The organism is Vibrio iocasae, from assembly GCF_042245395.1.
Taxonomy (GTDB): domain Bacteria; phylum Pseudomonadota; class Gammaproteobacteria; order Enterobacterales; family Vibrionaceae; genus Vibrio; species Vibrio iocasae.
This window is the reverse complement of sequence record NZ_CP145311.1, coordinates 2,845,202-2,870,449: the sequence shown is the minus strand read 5'-3', so window position 1 is coordinate 2,870,449 and position 25,248 is coordinate 2,845,202. Positions and strand designations below refer to the sequence as shown.

Annotated in this window: 21 protein-coding genes; 16 read left to right on the top strand and 5 right to left on the bottom strand. The window is 44.1% G+C overall.

What is annotated here, in order from left to right:
• Positions 1-12: 12 nt before the first annotated feature.
• From SNR28_RS22930 to deoD, 7 genes are all read left to right on the top strand, one after another.
• Positions 13-174, top strand: coding sequence for a DUF5363 family protein (locus SNR28_RS22930; protein WP_375751157.1), 162 nt, complete (start codon positions 13-15; stop codon positions 172-174).
• Entirely contained in the window at positions 161-937 is a 777-nt protein-coding gene (locus SNR28_RS22925) for a TatD family hydrolase (protein WP_375751156.1), read from the top strand. The genes SNR28_RS22930 and SNR28_RS22925 overlap by 14 nt, the downstream gene beginning before the upstream one ends.
• A gap of 202 nt (positions 938-1,139) precedes the next feature.
• A complete protein-coding gene (locus tag SNR28_RS22920) occupies positions 1,140-2,411 on the top strand; it encodes a NupC/NupG family nucleoside CNT transporter (protein WP_375751155.1) in 1,272 nt (423 codons plus the stop codon).
• A gap of 476 nt (positions 2,412-2,887) precedes the next feature.
• Positions 2,888-3,664, top strand: a complete 777-nt coding sequence (gene deoC, locus SNR28_RS22915; protein WP_375751154.1) for a deoxyribose-phosphate aldolase — start codon at positions 2,888-2,890, stop codon at positions 3,662-3,664.
• Between the two features lie 90 nt (positions 3,665-3,754).
• The gene (gene deoA / locus SNR28_RS22910; protein ID WP_375751152.1) at positions 3,755-5,086 is read left to right on the top strand and encodes a thymidine phosphorylase; all 1,332 of its coding nucleotides are present in this window, start codon (positions 3,755-3,757) and stop codon (positions 5,084-5,086) included.
• Positions 5,087-5,111: 25 nt separating this feature from the next.
• Entirely contained in the window at positions 5,112-6,338 is a 1,227-nt protein-coding gene (locus tag SNR28_RS22905; protein ID WP_375751150.1) for a phosphopentomutase, read from the top strand.
• Between the two features lie 134 nt (positions 6,339-6,472).
• On the top strand, positions 6,473-7,192 hold the full coding sequence (gene deoD, locus SNR28_RS22900; protein WP_375751148.1) for a purine-nucleoside phosphorylase: 720 nt from the start codon (positions 6,473-6,475) through the stop codon (positions 7,190-7,192).
• A 75-nt stretch (positions 7,193-7,267) separates the two neighbouring features.
• On the opposite strand, the gene SNR28_RS22895 is transcribed toward deoD, so the two are convergent.
• Positions 7,268-7,873 (bottom strand): YtjB family periplasmic protein, encoded by a 606-nt coding sequence (locus SNR28_RS22895; RefSeq protein ID WP_375751146.1) that lies wholly within the window; start codon positions 7,871-7,873, stop codon positions 7,268-7,270.
• A gap of 98 nt (positions 7,874-7,971) precedes the next feature.
• On the opposite strand from SNR28_RS22895, the gene serB reads away from it, so the two are divergent.
• On the top strand, positions 7,972-8,940 hold the full coding sequence (serB, locus tag SNR28_RS22890) for a phosphoserine phosphatase (protein WP_375751144.1): 969 nt from the start codon (positions 7,972-7,974) through the stop codon (positions 8,938-8,940).
• 43 nt (positions 8,941-8,983) lie between these two features.
• On the opposite strand, the gene SNR28_RS22885 is transcribed toward serB, so the two are convergent.
• Positions 8,984-11,332, bottom strand: coding sequence for a PilZ domain-containing protein (locus SNR28_RS22885; protein WP_375751143.1), 2,349 nt, complete (start codon positions 11,330-11,332; stop codon positions 8,984-8,986).
• Between the two features lie 168 nt (positions 11,333-11,500).
• Here SNR28_RS22885 and radA point away from each other — a divergent pair, with 168 nt between their 5' ends.
• Together radA and fusA are read left to right on the top strand one after the other, a co-directional pair.
• Complete coding sequence (gene radA, locus SNR28_RS22880; RefSeq protein WP_375751141.1) at positions 11,501-12,880, top strand: DNA repair protein RadA; 1,380 nt, start codon at positions 11,501-11,503, stop codon at positions 12,878-12,880.
• A gap of 217 nt (positions 12,881-13,097) precedes the next feature.
• Entirely contained in the window at positions 13,098-15,182 is a 2,085-nt protein-coding gene (gene fusA, locus SNR28_RS22875) for an elongation factor G (RefSeq protein ID WP_375751140.1), read from the top strand.
• 558 nt (positions 15,183-15,740) lie between these two features.
• Here fusA and dxs read toward each other — a convergent pair.
• From dxs to xseB, 3 genes are read right to left on the bottom strand one after another with little or no spacing between them, the layout of a single operon-like run.
• Positions 15,741-17,624, bottom strand: coding sequence for a 1-deoxy-D-xylulose-5-phosphate synthase (gene dxs / locus SNR28_RS22870; RefSeq protein ID WP_375751139.1), 1,884 nt, complete (start codon positions 17,622-17,624; stop codon positions 15,741-15,743).
• A gap of 27 nt (positions 17,625-17,651) precedes the next feature.
• Positions 17,652-18,536: a (2E,6E)-farnesyl diphosphate synthase gene (ispA, locus tag SNR28_RS22865; protein WP_375751138.1), complete on the bottom strand. Its 885-nt coding sequence runs from the start codon at positions 18,534-18,536 to the stop codon at positions 17,652-17,654.
• 15 nt (positions 18,537-18,551) lie between these two features.
• A complete protein-coding gene (gene xseB, locus SNR28_RS22860; RefSeq protein ID WP_375751137.1) occupies positions 18,552-18,803 on the bottom strand; it encodes an exodeoxyribonuclease VII small subunit in 252 nt (83 codons plus the stop codon).
• 315 nt (positions 18,804-19,118) lie between these two features.
• Between xseB and pomA the strand changes: the two genes are divergently transcribed.
• The 6 genes from pomA (at position 19,119) to rlmM (ending at position 25,243) form a co-directional block, all read left to right on the top strand.
• A complete protein-coding gene (pomA, locus tag SNR28_RS22855; RefSeq protein WP_375751136.1) occupies positions 19,119-19,883 on the top strand; it encodes a flagellar motor protein PomA in 765 nt (254 codons plus the stop codon).
• 14 nt (positions 19,884-19,897) lie between these two features.
• Positions 19,898-20,857: a flagellar motor protein MotB gene (locus tag SNR28_RS22850; protein WP_375751135.1), complete on the top strand. Its 960-nt coding sequence runs from the start codon at positions 19,898-19,900 to the stop codon at positions 20,855-20,857.
• Between the two features lie 153 nt (positions 20,858-21,010).
• Positions 21,011-22,459 carry a tRNA uracil 4-sulfurtransferase ThiI gene (gene thiI, locus SNR28_RS22845; RefSeq protein ID WP_375751134.1) on the top strand — a complete coding sequence of 483 codons (1,449 nt, stop codon included), beginning with the start codon at positions 21,011-21,013 and terminating at the stop codon, positions 22,457-22,459.
• Between the two features lie 394 nt (positions 22,460-22,853).
• Positions 22,854-23,768, top strand: coding sequence for a transcriptional regulator GcvA (locus SNR28_RS22840; protein WP_375751132.1), 915 nt, complete (start codon positions 22,854-22,856; stop codon positions 23,766-23,768).
• Positions 23,755-24,147, top strand: coding sequence for a DUF423 domain-containing protein (locus SNR28_RS22835; RefSeq protein ID WP_375751131.1), 393 nt, complete (start codon positions 23,755-23,757; stop codon positions 24,145-24,147). The genes SNR28_RS22840 and SNR28_RS22835 overlap by 14 nt, the downstream gene beginning before the upstream one ends.
• 4 nt (positions 24,148-24,151) lie before the next feature.
• Positions 24,152-25,243 carry a 23S rRNA (cytidine(2498)-2'-O)-methyltransferase RlmM gene (rlmM, locus tag SNR28_RS22830; RefSeq protein ID WP_375751130.1) on the top strand — a complete coding sequence of 364 codons (1,092 nt, stop codon included), beginning with the start codon at positions 24,152-24,154 and terminating at the stop codon, positions 25,241-25,243.
• Positions 25,244-25,248: the final 5 nt, after the last annotated feature.

Sequence of the window (25,248 nt, the reverse complement as noted above, 5' to 3'; positions counted from 1 at the left end):
AAGGTGAGTAATATGTTGGAAAAGCTCAAAAGTGCAGTAAAGAAGTATGATAAATGGTGCGAAGAGATGGGCCTGACTAAAGAGCAAGGTCGATGCTGTGTACCGATAAGGAAAGAAGATTATTCAGAGCAACAAAATAAGAAAGCAGAGAACAAAGACAGTGAATCTGTTTGATACTCATTGCCATCTGGATAGGGAAGAGCTTTCAATAAATATAGAAGGTGTTCTTGATTCAGCGGCTGAGGCTGGGGTAAAGCATATTCTTATTCCTGGCTGCGGGGCTTTCAATTGGGAACAAGTCAAAGAAATAAGTCAATCACGTGCGAACTTGTATTACGCTCTTGGTCTTCACCCTTATTTTATAGATAAACACAACAAAAACGACCTAAGCGAATTAGAGAGCAGACTTCAAAAAGGCGACCCTGGCTGTGTTGCAGTGGGGGAATGTGGCCTCGACTTTTTCTTATCGCGGGATAATGAAGCGATTCAAAAAGCGTTGCTTATAGAACAAATCAAGCTCGCTAACACTTTTGAACTTCCTCTTATATTACATAACCGAAAAGCACATCAGGATTTGATCAAGATCTTGCGTCAATACAAACCAAAGTGCTCAGGTGTCATACACGGTTTTTCGGGGAGCCTGCAACAGGCAAATGATTTTATTGATCTTGGCTTCTATATAGGTGTCGGTGGCACTATTACTTATGAAAGAGCGAGTAAAACCAGAAAAACCATTTCATCCATTCCTCTATCTTCTATTGTTATCGAAACAGACTCACCAGATATGCCATTAAATAGTTATCAGGGAATTCCAAATCACCCGAAACGGAGTGTTGATGTACTAAAATCATTAAACTTGCTGCGAAATGAATGCGAGCAAACGGTTGCCAGTGTGGTTTTTGACAATAGCAAACGTTTGTTTCGAATTTGTGAATGAGATCTTGAAAAGGTGTTTATTTAGTACATGAAATGAGTTTAAATCATGATCAGGTTCACATATTCAAGTGAATTGAATGTGTATCAGGTACCAAAGTGTGAAGTTGGTATTACTTTATATTTGTGGCTATGAGTATAATCGCCATCGCTTTTTGAGCTCCATTTTGTTACACGCCAATTTAACTATAAGGAAGTCATATACCATGAGCCTGGTTATGAGCCTAGTCGGTATGTTTGTTCTGCTTGGTATCGCAGTACTACTATCTGACAATCGCAAAGCTATTAATTTAAGAACTGTAGGTGGCGCATTTGCTATCCAATTCGCACTTGGTGCATTTGTACTTTACGTACCATGGGGTAAAGACCTTTTAGGTGGTTTCTCTGCTGGTGTTGCTAACGTAATTAACTACGGTCAAGACGGTACTAAGTTCCTATTCGGTAACCTAGTAACATTCTCTGTTGACGGTCTTGGATTCATTTTCGCATTCCAGGTACTACCAACACTAATCTTCTTCTCTGCACTAATCTCTGTTCTTTACTACGTTGGTGTAATGCAGTGGGTTATCAAGATTCTTGGTGGTGCGCTAGAGAAAGCTCTAGGTACTTCACGTGCAGAATCCATGTCAGCAGCAGCTAACATTTTCGTAGGTCAGACTGAGGCGCCACTTGTTGTTCGCCCTTTCGTACCTAAAATGACACAGTCTGAGCTGTTTGCTGTAATGTGTGGTGGTTTGGCATCTGTAGCTGGTGGTGTACTAGCGGGTTACGCATCAATGGGTGTGCCTATCGAATACTTGGTAGCTGCATCATTCATGGCTGCACCTGGTGGTCTACTATTCGCTAAGATCATCAAGCCAGAAACTGAAGAGTTCGTTGATGACCTAAACGACGAAGACATCTCTGGTGGTGACGACAAACCAACTAACGTAATCGATGCTGCGGCTGGTGGTGCATCTGCTGGTCTTGGTCTTGCTCTAAACGTTGGTGCAATGCTAATCGCATTTATCGGTCTGATTGCTCTAATCAACGGTATGCTTGGTGGTATCGGTGGCTGGATCGGTATGGAAAACCTAAGCCTAGAACTTATTCTTGGTTACGTTTTTGCTCCTCTAGCATTCCTAATCGGTGTTCCTTGGGAAGAAGCGACGCTGGCTGGTTCATTCATCGGTCAGAAGACAATTGTTAACGAATTCGTTGCATACCTAAACTTTGTACCATTCGTTGGTGAAGGTGCTCAGGTTGTTCCAGCAACAGGTGAAGTAATGTCTACTAAGACAACTGCAATCATCTCGTTCGCTCTATGTGGATTCGCGAACCTTTCTTCTATCGCAATCCTACTTGGTGGCCTTGGTGGTATCGCTCCAAACCGTCGTCATGATATCGCTCGCATGGGTATCAAAGCGGTTTGTGCTGGTACGCTATCTAACCTGATGGCTGCAACAATTGCTGGCTTCTGTATCTCTCTTGCAATGTAATTTGAGATAAAGATGTAAAGCTTAAAAACACCGTAGCAAGAAATTGCTACGGTGTTTTGTTTTTGGATTACATGGAATATGGCATTCCAAAAACAGAAATAATTAGATATTTAAACTTTTTTGAGATACAAACCGTTTGCGTATTTGCACAGCACTATCTTATTGATTGTGAGTATCTATAATGTATGAGTTCACAGTTTTTGCTTGAGCGTTTCAAGTTAGTGAACAAAAAATGTTAGACACCGCAATCACAGATTGTTGTGCCATAGGCCAGACTGGCACTGTGCGGTGACAAGGATAGCAATTGGTACTTAACTGTTGGTGGATTACCAACATATCGCAGTAAGTATCAAGTCTTCAGGGAACCAAGTCCGTTCATTTCGTAGCCCGGATGCAAGTGCTGAATTACCTTCTATACTGGATGGGAAGATGTACGCTTTCGGTAAACAAATTGAATATATTGATCGGAGATAGAAATGAGCGATTTAAAAGCAGCAGCTCTACGTGCACTTAAACTAATGGATCTAACCACGCTAAATGATGATGATACTGATGCAAAAGTAATCTCACTATGTCATGACGCAAAAACAGCGGTTGGCAACACAGCTGCAATCTGTATTTACCCTCGCTTTATTCCTATTGCTAAGAAAACTCTTCGTGAGCAAGGTACACCAGAAGTTCGCATCGCGACGGTAACAAACTTCCCACACGGTAACGATGATATCGATATCGCAGTAGCTGAAACAAAAGCAGCGATTGCATACGGTGCGGACGAAGTTGACGTGGTATTCCCATACCGCACTCTTATCGCAGGTGACGAGAAAACTGGTTTTGAACTGGTTAAACAAGTTAAAGAAGCTTGTGGCGATATTCTACTGAAAGTAATTATCGAAACAGGTGAGCTTAAAGAGGAAGCGCTAATCAAGCGTGCATCTGAGCTTTCTATCGAAGCGGGTGCTGACTTCATCAAAACTTCAACTGGTAAAGTGCCAGTGAATGCAACACCAGAATCGGCTGAAATCATGCTTAAAGTGATTCGTGATATGGGCGTTGCAGAGAAAGTTGGCTTTAAGCCTGCTGGTGGTGTTCGCACTGCAGAAGATGCAGCAGCATATCTAGCAATGGCTGACGAGATTCTTGGCTCAGACTGGGCTGACAACATGCACTACCGTTTTGGTGCATCAAGCCTGCTAACAAACCTACTAAACACATTAGAAGTAACAGAAGAAACTGCGGATCCAAACGCTTACTAAGTTTTACTGTTATTGGGGCAGGGCGCTTGAGTTCTGCCTCTCCCTATTACCCTACATATTACAAGCTCGCATACGAGCTGGGAGAATCTAATGTTTTTACCTCAAGAAATTATCCGCAAAAAACGCGATGGCGAAGTGCTTACCTCAGAAGAAATCAACTTCTTCATTCAGGGAGTTGCGAAAGACACTATCTCTGAAGGTCAGATTGCCGCATTTGCTATGACTATCTTTTTCAACGAAATGACAATGCCAGAGCGTATTGCGCTTACTTGTGCAATGCGTGATTCAGGCATGGTAATGAACTGGGACCATATGAATTTTGGTGGTCCAATCGTTGATAAACACTCCACAGGTGGTGTTGGTGACGTTACTTCACTGATGCTTGGCCCTATGGTTGCTGCGTGTGGTGGTTTCGTTCCAATGATTTCTGGTCGTGGCCTTGGTCATACCGGTGGTACTTTGGACAAACTAGAGTCTATCCCAGGCTACAACATCACGCCAGATAACGAAGGCTTTGGCAACGTTGTTAAAGATTCAGGTGTTGCAATTATCGGTCAAACCGGTGATCTGGCGCCAGCAGATAAGCGTGTTTATGCAACACGTGATATCACAGCTACAGTTGATAACATTTCTCTAATCACGGCTTCTATTCTTTCTAAAAAACTAGCTGCTGGTCTAGAGTCGCTTGTTATGGATGTAAAAGTAGGTTCTGGTGCATTTATGCCAACTTACGAAGCATCTGAAGAGCTGGCTAAGTCGATTGTAGCAGTTGCAAATGGCGCTGGTACGAAAACCACTGCTATTCTTACAGATATGAATCAGGTATTGGCTTCATCCGCTGGTAATGCTGTGGAAGTGCGTGAAGCGGTTCGCTTCCTGACAGGTGAGTATCGTAACCCTCGCTTGCTGGAAGTTACGATGGCTTTATGTGCTGAAATGTTGGTACTTGCAAACCTTGCTAAAGATACTGATGAAGCGAGAAGTAAGCTGCAGGAAGTACTTGATAACGGTAAAGCTGCGGAATGTTTTGGCAAGATGGTAGCTGGTCTTGGTGGCCCTGCTGATTTTGTTGAGAACTACGAGAACTACTTAGAAAAGGCTGAAGTTATAAAGCCAGTTTACGCTGATGAAAGCGGCATTGTTTCGGCAATGGATACAAGAGCAATTGGTATGGCTGTTGTAGGTATGGGCGGTGGACGCCGTGTCGCAACAGATAGTATTGATTATGCAGTCGGTTTTGACAGCTTTATTCGCTTGGGCGAGACAGCTGATTCTGACAAGCCACTGGCTGTGATTCACGCACGAAATGAATCTCAGTGGCAGGAAGCAGCAGATGCACTTAAGAAAGCAATAAAAGTTGGTAGCGAACCGTATGTAGCAACACCAGATGTGTATCGTGAGATACGTTCAGAAGACGTTTAACGGATAGACATCTGTGGAGAAAACGATGAAAAGAGCGATTATTTTAGTTTTAGACTCATTTGGTATCGGCGCAACGGCTGACGCAGATAAGTTTGGTGATGTGGGCTCAGATACTTTGGGTCATATCGCTGAGCAATGTGCTAATGGCCAGGCTGACAATGAGCAACGTAAAGGCCCGTTAACACTACCAAACCTTTCAAAGGTTGGCCTTGGTTTAGCGTCACAAGAGTCTACAGGTAACTTCCCTGCTGGCCTTGATAAAGATGCAGAAATCATTGGTGCATACGGTCACGCAGCAGAACTTTCTTCAGGTAAAGACACTCCGTCTGGCCACTGGGAAATTGCTGGTGTACCTGTACTGTTTGATTGGGGTTACTTCTCTGACAAGCAAAACAGCTTCCCACAAGAGCTGCTAGACCGCATCGTTGAACGTGCGAATCTTCCTGGTTACCTTGGTAACTGTCACTCTTCTGGTACCGTTGTACTGGATGAGCTAGGTGAAGAGCACATGGCGACAGGCAAACCAATCTTCTACACATCTGCAGACTCTGTATTCCAGATTGCATGTCACGAAGAAACTTACGGTTTGGATAACCTTTTAGAGCTATGTCAGATCGTTCGTGAAGAGCTTGAAGATTACAATATCGGCCGTGTTATCGCGCGTCCGTTTATCGGCCCTAAAGCCGGCGAGTTTGCTCGTACTGGTAACCGTCGTGATCTTTCTGTTGAGCCACCGGCTCCAACAGTACTGCAAAAACTGGTTGAAGAGAAAAACGGTGAAGTTATCTCAATCGGTAAGATTGCAGATATCTACGCAAACTGCGGTATTACGCAGAAGATCAAGAAGACAGGTATCCCTGATCTATTTGATGCAACACTAGAGCAGATCAAAGAAGCGAAAACTGATAACACTATCATCTTCACTAACTTTGTAGACTTCGACTCATCATACGGTCACCGTCGTGATGTTGCGGGCTACGCAGCTGCGCTTGAATACTTTGATAAGCGTCTGCCTGAAGTTCTGGAAATTCTTGAAGAAGATGACGTATTAATTATGACTGCTGACCATGGTTGTGATCCAACATGGCAGGGTACTGACCATACTCGTGAGCATATCCCTGTGCTTGTGTACGGTAAGAAAATCCCGGCTGGTTCACTAGGCCGTCGCGAAACATTCGCAGACATCGGTCAGAGCCTTGCAGAGTACTTCGGTACTTCTGATATGGAATACGGTAAGAGTTTTCTTAAGTAATAACTAAACGAAAGTCAGAGCGGATAATTCGGTTCTGACTTTCATTTTTTTAATGATTTTTTATCTTGAATCTGTGCTTAGGGGGCTAATCCCTAAGGTTGAGGTTCACTAATTAATATATAGGAAATAAACACATGGCTACTCCACATATTAATGCTGAAATGGGTGCTTTCGCTGACGTTGTACTGATGCCTGGTGACCCACTACGTGCGAAATACATTGCGGAAACCTTCCTTGAAGACGTAGTTCAGGTATGTGATGTACGTAATATGTTCGGTTTCACTGGTACTTACAAAGGTCGTAAGATTTCTGTAATGGGCCACGGTATGGGTATCCCATCTTGCTCAATCTATGTAACTGAGCTAATCAAAGACTACGGTGTTAAGAAAATTATCCGTGTAGGTAGCTGTGGTGCGGTAAACGAAGACATTAAAGTTCGTGACGTAGTAATCGGTATGGGTGCTTGTACTGACTCTAAAGTAAACCGTATCCGCTTTAAGGATCACGACTTTGCTGCAATCGCTGACTACAAAATGGTTAAAGCGGCTGAAGAAGCAGCTAAAGCGCGCGGTATTGACGTTAAAGTTGGTAACCTATTCTCTGCTGAGCTGTTCTACACTCCAGATCCAGAAATGTTCGACGTAATGGACAAGTACGGCATCGTTGGTGTTGAAATGGAAGCAGCAGGCATCTATGGTGTTGCTGCAGAATACGGTGCGAAGGCTCTTGCTATCTGTACTGTATCTGACCACATCAAGACTGGTGAGCAGACAACTTCAGATGAGCGTGCTACAACGTTCAACGAGATGATGGAAATCGCTCTTGACTCAGTACTTCTTGGTGATGAAGAGTAATCGTCAGCTAAGAGACTAGATTGTAAAAACGGCTGCATTGTTAAATGCAGCCGTTTTTTTGTTTTATGGGATGAACTACTTAGCGTCTTGAAGCAGTAAATTCTCGCCCTTTGGCTTTTTGGTGCGTCGAAGAATCATCGCCAATAACAAACCACTCAAGAAACCCATAAAGATCATGGTGTACATATATCGGTCGCTATTGCGGTAATGGTGATCAGAGAAAGCAGTTACACGCCCTTTTTCAAACGTCATTCGTACATAACCAATTTGAACATTGTCGTGAAATACAGGTTCGATTAACTGAAGGCGACCAATACTCGCAGTTTGCAGTGGCGTGTCGAGCCCAAGGATCTCGCGAGCGGATTTAGCGTTTTCACTAGAAGCAAGCTTAACACCCTCTGCGTCGTAGATGGTGGCATCAAATACCAGCTCTTCAGTCGCCAATTGATATGCGAGTTTAAGGAGTCTTTCCTGGTCATTCGTAGCAATGGGTTCACTTGCCGAAAGAGCGGCCTGCGAAACAAGAACCTTAGTAAGCGTCTCAAGCTGATGGCTTTGGATTTTCTCGTTACCTTTACTGATAACCACGCTGTTTTTCGCTGTATATAGAAACATCAGGACTAACAGTACGATAGCCAGACTTTTCATGAATAGTTTGAATGAAAACAGTGAACTTTTCATAAAGTGGTTTATTTCCTTTTTTAAGCTTGGAACATATTGGCGCTTGCATTTTGAAATTGCAATAGGTTAACGTTGGATTCATTGTAAACACGACAGGCATGGAACGCGTGAAAAAGCTTCAAATCAAAAAACACACTTCATTAGTTAACCGACTTCCCGAAACTCGATTCTCCACTCAACTGGACAAGAATAAAGCGCAGTGGATTGTATTTTCTTCCTACCTTTCGCCTCAGAATTTTGAGGATATCGACTTTTATACTGGAGAGTACAACCCGGTATTGGACATTTGGAAAGTAGGTGGTTATGAAGTTGCCTTGATGGCAGGTGCGCTAACTCCTGAGCTGGAAAAAATTCTTAAAGCACTTGAAATAGATTATGCCAATCTGGCTGATGTCCCTGATCTTTCCAAGCCTGGACTGATTGTTCTTGATATGGACTCTACCGCTATCCAGATAGAGTGTATTGACGAGATAGCTAAGCTTGCAGGGGTAGGGGATGAAGTATCGGAAGTTACCGAAAGAGCGATGCAGGGAGAGCTAGATTTTGAACAGAGCCTTCGTCAGCGTGTTGGTACGTTAAAAGATGCGCCAGAGTCGATTCTGGAAGAAGTACGTGCAGATCTGCCGTTTATGCCAGAGATAGAAGAGATGATTGCTACTTTACAGTCATTTGGTTGGAAAACGGCAATTGCATCTGGCGGATTCACCTATTTCTCTGATCATGTTAAAGCACATCTGAATCTGGATTTTGCTACATCAAACCAGTTAGAGATAGTTGGTGGAAAGCTGACTGGCCAGGTTTTGGGCGATGTTGTGACTGCTCAAACTAAAGCCGATACAGTGGAAGCTTTGGCAAGGCAATACAGTATCGAAATGAGCAACACGATTGCCGTTGGTGATGGTGCTAATGATTTGGTGATGATGGATGCTGCGGGCCTTGGTATTGCCTATCATGCGAAACCTAAGGTTGAACAGCAAGCTCAAACAGCAATCCGCTTTGGTGCCCTTGGAGGCGTAATCTGTATTCTCTCAGGAATGATGGCTAAGCAAAGAAAAATCAGCTGGTAAGCGAATAAACACAATGAATGCAGCCTCAAATGGCTGCATTTCTTTAGGTCAGTTCTAAGCGGATCAATACCTCTTCTGAGATATCGATTAACTCGCAGTACCCAACCAAAGATTTTATCTCTTTGTCTAATGCCCTTGCGTGGTGGGCACTGACCGACGAGAGCTCACGTAGCTTTTGAGTGAGTATCTGAGACTTATCCTGCGATACGGGTATTCCAAACATTCTGAAAGCATAGAAGTCGCCGAGCTGTTTCGCTTTCTTGATAAACAGTATGCGCTCTTTTATGGAGTTAAACTCACTTTCCAGTCTAGTGTGAATAGCCTCGATATCACCATGCATGTTCTTTATTACAGCGAAGTAGATTTCACAATAAGTAGGTTTAGGATTCGTTATTGGCCTTAGTGGTTCTTTAAGAAGTCTGCTGGTTCTCTTCTTAAAGATGGGCTCTAATGAAAAGCTATCCGCATGTCCTAGCATCTGAAGCACCTTCAAGCTCGGAGAGAGCGGGTAGTTCACTCCAATAGCGATTGGCTTCATGTTCTGTTTCTGCTTAGCAATATAAACAGGTACGCTCACCATTCGTGGAAGAATGACGTCATACATGGTATCCAGAAGCCCAACGGTTGGTAGTCTTTCAGGCGTTTCTTCCAACTTACCTTTGTTATGTTGAATCAGCTTCTTGAGGAAATTTATTGTCTTAGCGGTGCGGCTGCTGTCTTCAATTTTCACCTGTACGTTCAGCCCATCAGGTGAAATTCTCACAATAGTATAAGGAACGTTAGTTAGCGGTATCGTGTGATCGTAAAGCTGAAGCTCTTTAAAACTGACTTGCAGTTCTCTTGTTGCGGGTAAAAAGATGGGTGATGCCAGTCTTATATACAGCCCCTGACTAGAGAAGTTCACTGAGCGTCCGGTAATTACAGGCATACCTTCTGAGCGTATTTCTAAAGGAGAGTGGAACTCAAATCGAGGCTCTTTCCTTCTCGATATAGCATCAAAATAGACGCCCTTTGGAGAAGTATTGTCTGCTCTTGGGTGTCGAAATCTGTTTAGTACACTGGTCTCGATACTTGGCTTTTCTGTTAACAGGTAATCTCTTCTGGACTCTGTAGCCGATATTTCTTGCAATATCCCTACATGAGTCAGCTCCAGCTTTGCCTCTTCATACTCTGGCGTAGCATCAATAAAGCTGGCTACTTCCTCAGAATTGAGCTCAAACATATTGAGACGATATACTTTCCAGCTGCTTCTTCGAGCGCCAAGGTGCCAGAACAGTTGCCTTTCTTCTCTGTCAGCCTCTGGAAGCATCATGGAGTAGTGTAAGGACTTACCCTGATGCTCGTGTATAAAAGAGTAGATAACATTGCTACTGCTCTTTATCCCGTGCTTGGTTAGCTCGTTCATCCGGGCAGGGTTTAACAAGTGTGAGATTGATTGTTGATTTCGCTCGTCGTGCCAGTAGTCCCATGCTTTCTGATTGTTCTCATTCAGAAGTACATACTTGAGCTCGGTTCCCTTAAAGAAAAGCGGCATTGCAGTTGTGTGCTTTATATAAGCATTTTCGTAACTGTGTGTGCGGGCACGAATTACCTTGTCCTGGTTATCGTGGTTTGCTCGTTTAACCTGAGAGTCCAGAACGATGCTTATTGCTTTGCGGATAACATCAGTATCTGAAAGACGAATCGCTCTTAGCCATCGAATGCTATCGTTTTCATAACACTCTTCAATGCCAATAATTCGATAATTTAATGGTTTACACAGTTCTTCTATGTTTGTTGCTTTGTATAGTTCAGTGAAAATAGCCTGGAAAGTCTCACCTAAGTTATATTCAAAGGCAGTAGGTACTTTGAGCTTAAGTCCCGAGTTCGAAAGGTCTGCGCTGGTTGCATGTATCTCTTGCTTGTCGCTCAGAATAATTTGAACCTGGGATGCCATTCTCAGACGCTTTTCTTGCCTCTTAAGAGCAAATCCAAGCTGAATCGCTTCGACTTTATACGGGCTTTCTGGGTCGGTCAGGTTTTCATTGACTCTATGCTTAGATTTTTGGTGCATTACCCTGAAATTATTTCGGGTATTGATTAATGCTTCCCAAACACCTTCTGTGTAACCACCAAAGCGTTTTATTTTTCGATGGTAAGAATTCAGCGCAATGTCATCCAGCCAGTGTTTTCTGCCATCTAGCTCGTACTCACGGCATTCACCCTGTACTTTCCCCCTCAAATCAATGGTCTTAATACACGGAGCCATAATTCGATTGAGTTCCATTTTCGCGATCACTTTTGCTGACGGTGGAGCATCAACGGTGAGCTGTTCCAGAACGTCATCAAAATCAGGAGCGCCATACACGGGGATGAGTCGCTCAACTAGCGAGAGAATTTCAGATTGCTGCATCTTTTCTGTTAGAGTGTTATTCCTAACCTAGGTTAACGGCTGATATTTTATAAAGTTAAGTGAATTTATCACATAATTATTGATATAAAGATTAAATAGTTAGTGAAGTGAGAATTAGGCTTCAGAACAATTGGCTTTAGCTTATTCAGAATAGTTTAAAGAAGAGATATGGCGAAAGTAAAAAGAGCTTACGTATGCAACGATTGTGGGTGCGATTTTCCACGCTGGCAAGGGCAATGTAATGCGTGTGGGGCATGGAACACAATAACTGAAGTCCGTTTAGCGGCATCGCCTCAGGTCGCTCGAAATGAGCGACTTACTGGTTATGCAGGTTCTGCGACCGAATCGTCGGTGCAGGTGTTGTCAGAGATTGACCTTCAGGAAGTACCTCGATTTACCAGTGGATTCAAAGAACTGGATAGAGTCCTAGGTGGTGGAGTGGTACCAGGGGCCGCAATATTGATCGGTGGTAGCCCTGGTGCAGGTAAATCAACCCTGTTACTGCAAACCATGTGTCTGCTTTCGTCTCAGATGCCCACTTTATATGTCACGGGTGAAGAATCATTGCAGCAGGTTGCTATGCGTGCGTCTCGTTTGGGACTACCTAAAGACCACCTGAAAATGCTCTCGGAAACCAATGTAGATAAAATAATTCAGGTGGCAGAAAAAGAGCAGCCCCGCATTATGGTTATCGACTCGATTCAGGTCATGCATGTGGCTGATGTTCAGTCTTCTCCTGGTAGTGTTGCTCAGGTTCGTGAATCAGCCACCGCACTAACGCGATACGCCAAGCAAAATAACGTGGCGGTATTTATCGTAGGTCATGTTACAAAGGATGGCACCCTCGCAGGGCCAAAGGTTCTGGAGCACATTATTGACTGTTCCGTATTACTTGATGGCGGTACAGATAGCCGATTCAGAACGCTTCGTAGCCATAAGAACCGATTTGGTGCTGTGAACGAGCTTGGTGTTTTTGCCATGACAGGGCAGGGGCTGAAAGAAGTCAGCAATCCGTCCGCGATATTTCTCTCCCGTGGTGAAGAAGAAACTTCTGGTAGTTCAGTTATGGTGGTATGGGAAGGGACCCGTCCTCTGCTAGTCGAAATTCAGGCGCTGGTGGATTACTCCCAACTGGCCAATCCACGCCGTGTTGCTGTTGGCCTTGAGCAGAACCGTTTATCACTATTACTTGCTGTACTACACAAACACGGTGGTCTGCAAATGGCGGATCAGGATGTGTTTGTGAATGTTGTTGGTGGCGTTAAGGTTACCGAAACAAGTGCAGATCTTGCTCTGGTGATGGCGCTTCTTTCCAGTTTCAGAGACCGAGCGTTGCCAAAAGATGTTGTGATCTTTGGAGAAGTAGGCTTGGCAGGTGAAATTCGCCCGGTGCCAAGTGGACAGGAAAGGTTGAACGAGGCATTTAAGCACGGTTTTAAAAAAGCAATTGTTCCAGCTGCAAATATGCCTAAAGGTGGTATTCAGGGTATGCAGATCCATGGAGTGAAAAAGCTTTCTGAAGCAATAGAAGCATTTGATGAGTTGTAATTTTTAAATCCGCCCTCATAATATGCAGTATTGGTGTTTCCAAACTACACTTATTTTTACCTATTTAACCAGATATCAGTCTGAATCATGGTCACTTAGCCGTGCCGGACTGGTATAAATAGATTTTTTTTCGTACATATGCACGTAGGGGTATCAGTCTTTTTGGATTGTGGTATACTCTGCGCGCATTTTTATACCTTATTAACAGAGTAAGACAATGACTGACTTATCAAAATACAGAAACATTGGTATTTTTGCTCACGTAGACGCGGGTAAAACTACTTCTACCGAGCGAATCCTAAAGCTAACTGGTAAAATCCACCGTACAGGTGAAGTACACGACGGCGCAGCAACTACTGACTTCATGGAGCAGGAAGCTGAGCGTGGTATTACAATCCAGTCTGCAGCAACAACTTGTTTCTGGAAAGACCACCGTCTAAACATCATCGATACTCCTGGACACGTTGACTTTACAGTTGAAGTTTACCGTTCACTTAAAGTTCTTGATGGTGGTGTGGGCGTATTCTGTGGTTCTGGTGGTGTTGAACCTCAGTCAGAAACTAACTGGCGTTACGCTAACGAATCTGAAGTAGCTCGTCTAATCTTCGTAAACAAGCTGGACCGTATGGGTGCAGATTTCTACCGTGTTGTAGAGCAGGTGAAGAACGTACTAGGTGCTAACCCACTAGTTATGACTCTGCCTATCGGTATCGAAGACGACTTCAAAGGCGTTATCGACGTACTAAACCAGAAAGCACTTATCTGGGATGACTCTGGTCTTCCAGAAAACTACACAGTAGAAGAAATTCCTGCTGAGTATGCTGAAAAAGCTGAAGAATACCGTGAGATGCTAATCGAGACTGCTGTTGAGCAGGACGATGACCTAATGATGGCATACATGGAAGGTGAAGAACCAACTCTAGAGCAGATCAAAGAGTGTATCCGTAAAGGTACTCGTGACCTAGCGTTCTTCCCAACTTTCTGTGGTTCTGCGTTCAAGAACAAAGGCATGCAGCCAATGCTTGACGCTGTTGTAGATTACCTACCATCTCCAACAGAAGTTGACCCTCAGCCTCTAACTGACCCAGACACTGGTGAAGCAACTGGTGAAGTGGCGAAAGTTGACGCATCTGAACCTCTACGTGCTCTTGCATTTAAGATCATGGATGACCGTTTCGGTGCTCTAACATTTATCCGCGTTTACTCGGGTACAATGAAGAAGGGTGACACAATCCTTAACTCTGCAACTGGTAAAACAGAGCGTATCGGCCGTATGGTTGAAATGCACGCAGACGAGCGTAACGAGATCGATTCAGCACAAGCTGGTGACATCATCGCTGTAGTTGGTATGAAGAACGTTCAGACTGGTCACACTCTATGTGATCCTAAGAACGAATGTACTCTAGAACCAATGATCTTCCCAGAACCAGTAATCTCTATTGCTGTTAAGCCTAAAGATAAGGGCGGTTCTGAGAAAATGGGTATCGCGATCGGTAAAATGGTTGCAGAAGATCCATCGTTCCAGGTTGAGACTGATGAAGATTCAGGTGAGACTATCCTGAAAGGTATGGGTGAACTTCACCTAGACATCAAGGTAGACATCCTTAAGCGTACTTACGGCGTTGAGCTAGAAGTAGGTCAGCCACAGGTTGCTTACCGTGAAACCATCACTCAAGCTATCGAAGACAGCTACACGCACAAGAAGCAGTCTGGTGGTTCTGGTCAGTTCGGTAAGATTGACTACCGTATCAAACCAGGTGAGCCAAACTCTGGCTTCACGTTCTCTTCAACAGTTGTTGGTGGTAACGTACCTAAAGAATTCTGGCCTGCAGTTGAGAAAGGCTTTGCAATGATGATGGACGAGGGTGTTCTTGCTGGATTCCCTGTACTAGACGTTGAAATCGAACTATTCGACGGTGGCTTCCACGCAGTGGATTCATCTGCAATCGCGTTCGAAATCGCAGCGAAAGGTGCATTCCGTCAGTCTATGCCTAAAGCTGGCGCGCAACTTCTTGAGCCTATCATGAAGGTTGACGTGTTCACTCCAGAAGATCACGTTGGTGATGTTATCGGTGACCTAAACCGTCGTCGTGGCATGATCAAAGATCAGGAAGCTGGCGTAACTGGTGTTCGTATTAAAGCTGACGTACCTCTATCTGAGATGTTCGGCTACATCGGTCACCTACGTACTATCACTTCTGGTCGTGGTCAGTTCTCTATGGAGTTCAGCCACTACTCAGCATGTCCACAGAACGTTGCTGAAGAAGTAATTGCTAAAGTTAAAGAAGAAAACGCTAAGTAATTAGCACTTTAACGAAGTGAATAGAAACCGGTAGCTTAGGCTGCCGGTTTTTTTATGCCCGCTTTTTGTTGTGCGTCCGTGATGAAGGGCATACTGGGAATACTCTCTTCCCCTGAACACCTCGTTCCCACGCTCTCGCGTGGTAATGCATATCGTAGTCAAAAATAAATTTATAACTTAATGGTCTTGACTATCGGGCAGTAATTCCGTGGGGCAAAGGAATACTGGGAATGCACTCTTCCGCAAACCGCATAACTCTTTTCTTGTTCTATCTGTGGTTTTGCAGTTTGCATGTTTGCTGCATAGAGCACACCCAGTACACCTTAAGTCCCTAAGTTATATGGCACGGAAATATAGGTGTATCAGGTGTGCTCGGTGGAATGAGCATGCTAGTAAGAACTAAGCGGTTTGCAAGGCAACTCACCGAAAGCGGCTCATGGAAGCGAGCATTCCTGATACGCCCTTCAGCACGGAACGGCCAGCACTGACGAAACCACAACAAAAAGGCTAGACACCTAAGTATCTAGCCTTTCAAAGTCTTCGAGTTATATTCTAAAACTACTTATTTATATACTCGCGAATAGATGCTTCGATGCCCTTACCATCTAAACCAAGTTCTTCATGCATCTCTTCTTGAGTGCCTTGAGCGATGAACTCATCTGGCAAGCCAAGGTTAAGAACTGGTTTAATCAGTTTTGACTTCATCATAAACTCAAGGACACCGGCACCAGCGCCACCTGCAACTGCATTTTCCTCTACAGTAACTAATACATCATGGCTATTCGCTAACTCAGTGATAAGAGCTCCATCAAGAGGCTTAACAAAACGCATGTCAGCAACAGTAGCGTCAAGTTCTTCTGCGGCTTCTAGAGCGCTCTCAAGCATCGTACCGAAGCTCAGGATAGCAATTTTATGAGATGATAGTGCTGTGTTTGTCTGACGGACGATTCGGCCTTTACCAATTTCCAGCTCCGTCATTTCTTTCTGGATTTCAGTGCCATTACCAGAACCACGAGGATAACGAACTGCACTAGGTCCATTGTGCTTATGACCCGTGTACAGCATCTGACGACATTCATTCTCGTCACTAGGTGCCATAATCACCATATTCGGTATACAGCGCATGAAGCTAAGATCAAAGGCGCCCTGATGTGTTTGACCGTCAGCACCTACGAGGCCTGCTCGATCAATAGCAAACATCACTGGGAGGTTCATGATCGCGACATCATGAATAAGCTGATCGTATCCGCGCTGCAGGAAAGTAGAATATATTGCGACGATCGGATTATTCCCAGCTATGGCCATACCGGTCGCTAGAGTCACTGAGTGCTGCTCGGCGATAGCTACGTCAAAGTATTGCTCTGGATACTCTTTTGAGAATCGAACCATACCAGAGCCTTCACGCATCGCAGGCGTAATGGCCATAAGCTTAGGATCTTGAGCTGCCATATCGCAAAGGAAGTCACCAAAAATATTCGAGAACGTTGGTTTGCTTCCATTACTCTTTGGCAGGCTGCTGTGTTTCGGGTCAAACTTAGGTACACCGTGGTATCCGATAGGATCTTTTTCCGCTGGTTCGTAGCCTTTACCCTTCTTTGTCATCACATGAAGGAACTGAGGACCTTTCAGGCCACGCATATTTTTAAGCGTCTTAACCAGTTCATTCACGTCATGACCATCAATAGGGCCAATGTAGTTAAATCCAAACTCTTCGAACAGCGTACCTGGAACGACCATTCCTTTTAGGTGCTCTTCCGTTCTTTTTACCAACTCTTTTATTGGTGGAAGACCAGAAAGTACTTTTTTACCACCTTCACGAATAGAGGTGTAAGTGGTACCAGAAAGAATTTGCGCCAGATGGTTGTTTAGTGCACCTACGTTTTCAGATATAGACATCTCATTATCATTTAAAATAACAAGCATATCTGAGTGCACATCACCGGCATGGTTTAACGCTTCAAATGCCATACCCGCGGTGATCGCACCATCACCAATAACACTTACAACCTTACGATCTTTTTCTTCTTTTTCTGCGGAAATCGCCATTCCCAGTGCAGCACTGATAGAAGTCGATGAGTGGCCTACAGAAAGAACATCATATTCACTTTCTTCACGCCAAGGGAAAGGGTGCAGCCCGTCCTTTTGACGGATAGTTGGAAGCTGGTCACGACGACCTGTCAGGATCTTATGAGGATAAGCCTGATGGCCTACGTCCCAAATAAGCTGATCGAAAGGTGTGTTGTACACATAGTGCAAAGCGACGGTTAACTCTACCGTGCCCAGTCCGGATGCAAGGTGCCCACTAGACTGACTTACAGAATTTAATAAATATGTACGCAGTTCGTCACATAGCTTTGGTAGTGTCTCTTTCGGTAGAGTACGTAATTCATCTGGCGTATCAGCCAGTGAAAGGGTTGGATATTTTGATATATCAAGAGTCATAATCTGCGCACTTTTCTTATAGTGATTCTAACTTTTGCGCTCGACAACGTATCGGGCGAACTCTTCGAGTAATTGGGTATTGTATGGGATTGCTTCCAGAGCTTGAATAGCTTCATCAAAAAGTTTTCCTGCTTTTTGCTTTGCCCCATCCAATCCTAACAAAGCGGGATAGGTGGATTTATTCAATTCCAGATCAGAACCTTGAGGTTTCCCTAGCGTCGCAGTATCACTAACAATGTCCAAGATATCGTCCTGAACCTGAAAAGCTAAACCTACCGCATCTGCGTATTTATCGAGTAAAGTAATAATCTCTTTACCTTTTTCACCGGCCGACAATGCTCCCATACGGACGGCACACTTTATCAAAGCACCTGTCTTATTTCTGTGGATTGTCTTCAGTTCTTCTAGTTCGACCAGTTTATTTTCAGCACCAAGGTCGAGCGCCTGACCCAAACACATGCCTTGAGCACCGGATGCTTGTGCAAGGTATTGAATCATTTTAACTCGCATGGTTTCTCCAGCTGGAGATAGTGAGCCTTCTGCGAGAATCGTGAACGCAAGGGTTTGGAGTGCATCACCAGTCAAAATGGCAGTAGCTTCATCAAACTCAATATGACAGGTTGGTTGTCCTCGACGAAGCTCGTCGTCATCCATAGCTGGCAAATCATCATGAATTAACGAATATGCGTGAATGCACTCGATAGCTGATGCTGCGGTATCCAACTCGCTATGTTGGCAACCAAGCATTTCACCCGTAGCGTATACGAGGAAAGGGCGGGCTCTTTTCCCACCCAGTAGTAAACCATAACGCATGGCCTTAATAAGAGGCTCATCCTGATAACTTAACTTATCCAGCCAGCTATCAAGTTGTTTGTTATTTCGTTCCTGAAAGTACGAAAGGTTCGTTAACATTGATTGCGTAATACCTTAGTTTTCGAAATTAGCCTGACTTTCGAAGTCAGAAAGTTCAGCATCGTCATCGTTCTTTAAAAGAATGGATACTCGTTGCTCTGCTTCAGACAGCTTTGTTTGTCCTGCGCGTGCTAAAGAAATGCCACGCTCGAACTTTTTGAGTGCGTCATCCAGTGCTAAGTCACCGTTTTCTAACTGTTCCACCAAGGAGTCAAGCTCTTCGAGCGTTGCCTCGAAAGTCATGTTTTCTGGTTTTTTAGTAGCCATAGTTTTTCTGCTTTTCGAAAAGTGCTGGAAAGTTACCCTAGCAGGCGATGGTGGTCAAATAGGATGTACGTTTTGTTCACCAAATTTGAGCAATAAGAAGGTATTATAAATCTACCAAGGGCTTATAGCTATTATTCATCAGTGTTAACTTGGCAATTCTTTGAGTAAAGCTTATTCTGAGCAGAGTTTGGATATAAAAACGACTTTTTTTAGAAATAGAAGCTGTTTTCGAATAAATGCCTAAAATATAGAAAGGTTTTGCCGATAATATGGCTAATTGGATATTAGCCAGAAAACTGCAGAAAGAGGTGGTTAGTGGATTTAGCAACATTAATAGGGTTAATAGCGTCTTTTGCTTTCGTAATTATGGCGATGATCCTCGGTGGTAGTCTGGGGATGTTTGTCGACGTGACATCTATCCTAATCGTAGTGGGCGGTTCGGCAGGTGTAGTTTTAGCAAAATTTACTCTTGGTCAGTTTTTTAGTGCTTTTAAAATTGCTGGTAAAGCATTTATGTTTAAAGCAGACGACCCGGAAGAGCTGATTGCTAAAATTGTTGAGATGGCCGATGCTGCGCGTAAAGGTGGTTTTCTTGCTCTGGAAGAGATGGAAATTACCAGCAGCTTTATGCAGAAAGGTATTGACCTATTGGTTGATGGACACGATGCAGAGGTTGTACGTGCTGCTTTGGCAAAAGATATTGCGCTGACTGATGAGCGACATATTCAGGGTAGTGAAGCTTTCCGTCAGTTTGGAGACGTTGCTCCCGCGATGGGAATGATCGGTACACTGGTTGGTCTGGTAGCCATGCTTTCAAACATGGATGATCCTAAGTCCATCGGTCCCGCGATGGCGGTAGCATTGTTAACAACTCTATATGGTGCGATGCTGGCGAACATGGTGTTTTTCCCAATTGCTGACAAGTTGTCTCTTCGAAAAGATCAGGAAAAATTGAACCGTCGACTTATTATGGATGGTGTATTGGCGATTCAGGATGGTCAGAATCCACGTGTTATTGATGGTTATTTGAAGAATTACCTCAATGAGAAGAAACGTGTTCTTGATGTAGATAGCGAGTAACGGGAGCGATTGAGATGGATGAAGACGATTGCAAATGTCCGCCCCCCGGTCTCCCCGCGTGGATGGGCACTTTCTCCGATTTAATGGCCTTGTTAATGTGCTTTTTCGTACTACTGCTCTCATTTTCAGAGATGGATGTACTTAAGTTTAAACAGATTGCCGGTTCGATGAAGTTTGCTTTTGGTGTACAAAACCGACTCGAAGTAAAAGATATACCGAAAGGTACCAGTGTTATCGCACAAGAGTTCCGACCGGGTCGACCAGAGCCAACTCCTATCGATGTTATCATGCAGCAGACGATAGACATTACTCAGCAGACTCTGGATTTCCATGAAGGTGAATCTGATCGCGCAGGTGGTAAGAGCCGGGATGCTGGTAAGCAAACTGGCGGCCAGTCACCTCAGACTTCAACCAAAATGGCTATGGATGCTGAGACTCAATCTCAGGATATTCAAGAGCAGGTAAACCAGTCTCAGGCAGCAGAAGAGACAGACTCACTAGAAGAGAGCATCAAGAAGGCGCTTGAACGTGAAATTGCGCAAGGCGCAATTGAAGTTGAGAACCTTGGGCAAGAGATAATAATCCGAATTCGTGAAAAGGGTGCTTTCCCAGCCGGTTCCGCTTTCTTACAACCTAAGTTCAGACCACTGGTTAGACAGATTGCAGAGCTGGTTAGTGACGTTCCAGGGGTTGTTAGGGTTTCGGGGCATACAGACAATCAGGTTTTAGATTCCGAACTTTATCGATCTAATTGGGATCTCTCTTCTCAGCGTGCGGTTTCTGTAGCTCACGAAATGGAGAAGGTTAGAGGCTTTGACCACAATCGCCTGCGAGTCAGAGGTATGGCTGATACTGAGCCGTTGAATGACAACTCTACACCGATACTGAGAGCGCAAAACCGAAGGGTTGAGATAGGCATTCTTCAAGGCAAGCCGAAGTACTCGGATGAAGTAAGTATCGAAGAACAACAGTAATAATAATTAAAACAGCGGGCTATAGGCCCGCTTGTTTTAATCCCTTCCCTTAACGAATACAACTCGTGTATAATTTCGCGCCTATTTTGACGCGGCTTACGAACTATTTTGTAAGCCTGCCATCAATGCCTTTTTCAACCAGCGAAGTGATCTATGAAATTTATAGTTAAGCCACATCCAGAAATTTTTGTAAAAAGTGAATCGGTACGTAAGAGATTTACCCGCATTCTGGAGTGCAACATCCGAAATATCATCCAGCGTCAAACGGAATCTGTTGCTGTGTTTAACCGTCGTGATCATATCGAAGTAACGGCGAACAGTGCTGAGTACTACAACGAAGTATTGGCAGTACTGACACAAACTCCTGGTATTCATCACGTGCTTGAAGTTCAGCAATCTGAGTTCAAAGATATGCATGATATCTATGAGCAGGTACTTGAACTAAGCCGTAGTAAGATTGAAAACAAGACGTTTGTTGTGCGTGTTAAGCGTCGTGGCAAGCATGATTTCACCTCAATCGAGCTAGAGCGCTATGTTGGTGGTGGTCTGAACCAGGCTGTTGAAAGTGCAAAAGTTAAACTGCACAAACCTGATGTAACTGTGAACCTTGAAATTGCGAGTGACAAACTTAATCAGGTTATTGCTCGCCATAAAGGGCTGGGTGGGTTCCCTCTGGGTACACAGGAAGATGTTCTTAGCTTGATTTCTGGTGGCTTCGATTCTGGTGTTTCTAGTTATCTGCATATTAAACGTGGCTCGAAGACGCATTACTGCTTTTTTAACTTAGGTGGCCCCGCGCACGAGATTGGTGTTAAGCAGGTTGCTCATTACCTTTGGAACAAGTATGGCTCTTCTGCGAAGGTAAAATTCATCTCGGTGGATTTTGAACCTGTTGTTGCTGAAATCCTTGAAAAAGTAGATGACGGCCAGATGGGCGTAGTGCTTAAGCGTATGTTTATGCGTGCTGGTGGAATGTTAGCAGAGAAGTTTGGCATTCAGGCATTGGTAACCGGTGAAGCTTTGGGGCAGGTATCGAGTCAGACATTGACTAACCTTCGTCATATCGATGGAGTAACAGACACACTGATTCTTCGCCCTCTGATTAACTGGGATAAAGAAGACATCATCGATCTAGCACGAAGCATCGGTACTGAAGACTTTGCTAAGGTGATGCCAGAGTATTGTGGTGTTATCTCTAAAAAACCTACGGTAAAAGCTGTTAAAGAAAAGCTAGAAACGGAAGAAGCTAAGTTTGATTACTCTGTCCTTGAAGACGTGGTTTATAACGCACGTGTTATGGACATCCGAGATATCGAGAAAGAGAGCCAGCAGCAGGCACCCGAAGTTGAGCTGGTAGATGCGGTTCAGGAGCATGCGATTGTTCTGGACATCCGAAGCCCTGACGAGGAAGATGAAAACCCGCTAGAGATCAATAATGTAGAAGTGCAACACCTGCCTTTCTACAAACTGGCGACTAAGTTTGGTGATCTTGACCAGTCTAAGACTTATCTTCTTTACTGTGACCGTGGCGTTATGAGTCGCCTTCAGGCGCTTTATCTGAAAGATCAGGGCTTTGAGAACGTGAAAGTTTACAGACCATAAATCAGCCGATTTATCGATAGTATTGAAAGCGCGAGGTGTTTCTACTCTCGCGCTTTTTTTGTTGTTGCTATTTTGTAGTAGTGAACGCTGAGAATCAGATAAAAAAAAGCACCGCCAAATTGGCAGTGCATCAAATTTTTTGACAGACAGGTCAAATAATACAGGAAGTATAAGTTGAGTATCTAAGGTGTAAACACTCAACTGGTGGTAGAAATCTACCTTAACTCGAAATCGAGTTTGCAAACACAACATCGCAACAAAAAGCCGATAGATTCAGAGGAATCATGCCGTTCAGACTATCGTTGCGGGATGAAATATAGAATTTCTCTGGCCTAACCACAATGGACAAATTATAATGATTCGCATAAAAAAAACTAATGCGTGAATATCTGTTATGTCCAGACGACTTCCACCCTTAAATTCCCTTCGTGTATTCGAAGCTGCGGCAAGACACCTAAGCTTTACAAGAGCTGCAGAGGAGCTTTTTGTTACTCAGGCTGCAGTAAGCCATCAGGTAAAGACACTTGAAGAATATTTGGGAATAAAACTTTTTCGGCGTAGAAATCGGTCACTACTACTGACTGAAGAAGGCCAAAGTTATTTTCTTGATATCAAAGATATTTTTTCATCTATTGCCGATGCGACTGATAAAGTTCTGGAAAGAAGTGAGAAAGGGGCTCTGACAATAAGCCTGCCACCGAGTTTTGCTATTCAATGGCTGGTGCCGCGTCTCTCTGATTTTAATAAGCAAGAGCCTGATATTGATGTAAGAATTAAAGCTGTCGACATGGATGAAGGCTCGCTCACTGACGATGTGGATGTCGCGATTTATTACGGTCGGGGAAATTGGTCTGGGTTAAAGTACGACAAACTGTATCAGGAATATTTAGTTCCACTATGTTCTCCTCAGGTTTTGCTTGGTGAAAAACCACTGGAAACATTAAAAGATCTTAAGCATCACACTTTGCTTCACGATACGTCCAGAAAGGACTGGAAGCAGTTTGTGAAACAGAACGAACTGGAAGAGATAAATGTGAATCACGGGCCTATCTTCAGCCATTCTACTATGGTGCTGCAAGCCGCAGTGCACGGTCAGGGAGTCGCTTTGGGTAACAACGTACTGGCTCAACCAGAGCTTGATGCAGGGCGCTTGGTTTCTCCATTCGATGAGGTGCTGGTTAGCAGAAATGCATTTTATGTCGTTTGCCACGATAAGAATGCCGATAGTGGCAGGGTAGCGAAATTCCGGGATTGGATGTTGGCGAAAGCCGCGAGCGAACAAGAGGTATTGTTTGATGAAAGCAAATAACTTGATCGCGATTGGTGCCATCTCAGGACTCATCTGCGTTGCTCTGGGGGCTTTTGGAGCTCACGGATTAAAAAATGTATTAGGTGACTACCTGTTAGGTGTTTTTAACACAGGAGTCCAATATCAGGCATGGCATTCGCTGGCACTGATCGCATGTGCAATCGTTATGAAAACAAGTGTTAGCGATAAGGCAAAAAAAGGGCTTTTCATCTCTGCAATATGCTTTATTATCGGCATCCTTTGTTTTAGTGGAAGCCTGTACGCGCTGGCTCTGACAGGAATAAAATGGTTCGGTCCTATTACTCCTTTTGGTGGACTGATGTTTATGATTGGTTGGGGTATGTTGGCTTATTCCGCTCTTAAAATAGACGCGAGGTAAAATAGTGAAACAGTTAATGCTCTATTGCCGCTCTGGATTTGAAAAAGAGTGTGCTGGTGAGATACAGGATAAAGCAACAAACCTTGAGGTATATGGATTTCCACGCCTTAAAAACAATACTGGCTTTGTTCTGTTTGAGTGCTATCAGGATGGTGATGCTGAGAAGCTGGTAGAAAATCTGGATTTCAGTTCGCTTATTTTCGCACGTCAGATGTTTGCTGTTGCCGCTGAGTTTGAAGAGCTACCTTCCGACGACCGAATTTCACCAATACTGCAAGAGCTGGCAGAAGTAGAGTCACTTCCGCGCTGTGGTGATATTCGTATCGAGACACCTGATACCAATGAAGCAAAAGAACTACTCAAGTTCTGTCGTAAGTTCACTGTGCCTTTGCGTCAGGCACTAAGAGGTAAGGGTATTCTTTTCAGCAAAGATAATCCTAAGAAGCCTGTTCTTCACGTTTGTTTCACGAAACCGGGTCATTGCTATATTGGGTACTCGCTGACAGGCAACAACTCTCAGTTTTTCATGGGAATACCACGCCTTAAGTTCCCATCAGATGCACCTAGCCGTTCAACGCTAAAACTAGAAGAAGCATTTCATGTTTTTATTCCTAAGCACGAGTGGGATGAGCGTTTGGCTTCAGGCATGTGGGGTGTTGACCTCGGAGCATGTCCGGGAGGCTGGACTTATCAGCTTGTGAAGCGTTCGATGTTTGTTCATGCCGTAGATAACGGAATGATGGCTGATAGCCTGATGGAGACCGGGCAGGTTAAGCATCACACAGAAGATGGCTTTAAGTTCGAACCAGCTAAGAAAAATGTAACCTGGTTGGTGTGCGACATGGTTGAGAAACCATCTCGTGTAGCGCAGCTTATGGGTGAGTGGATTATTAGTGGTTGGGCCAAAGAAGCAATCTTCAATCTGAAGTTACCTATGAAAGGTCGTTACGATGAAGTGCTGGAAGATATTGAGAACCTAAAGTTATTCCTAATCGAAAATGGTGTGAAGTTTAAGCTTCAGGCTAAACATCTATACCATGACAGGGAAGAGATAACCGTGCACGTTCAGTGCTTGTCGAACATATCTCCAAGATAGTTGGC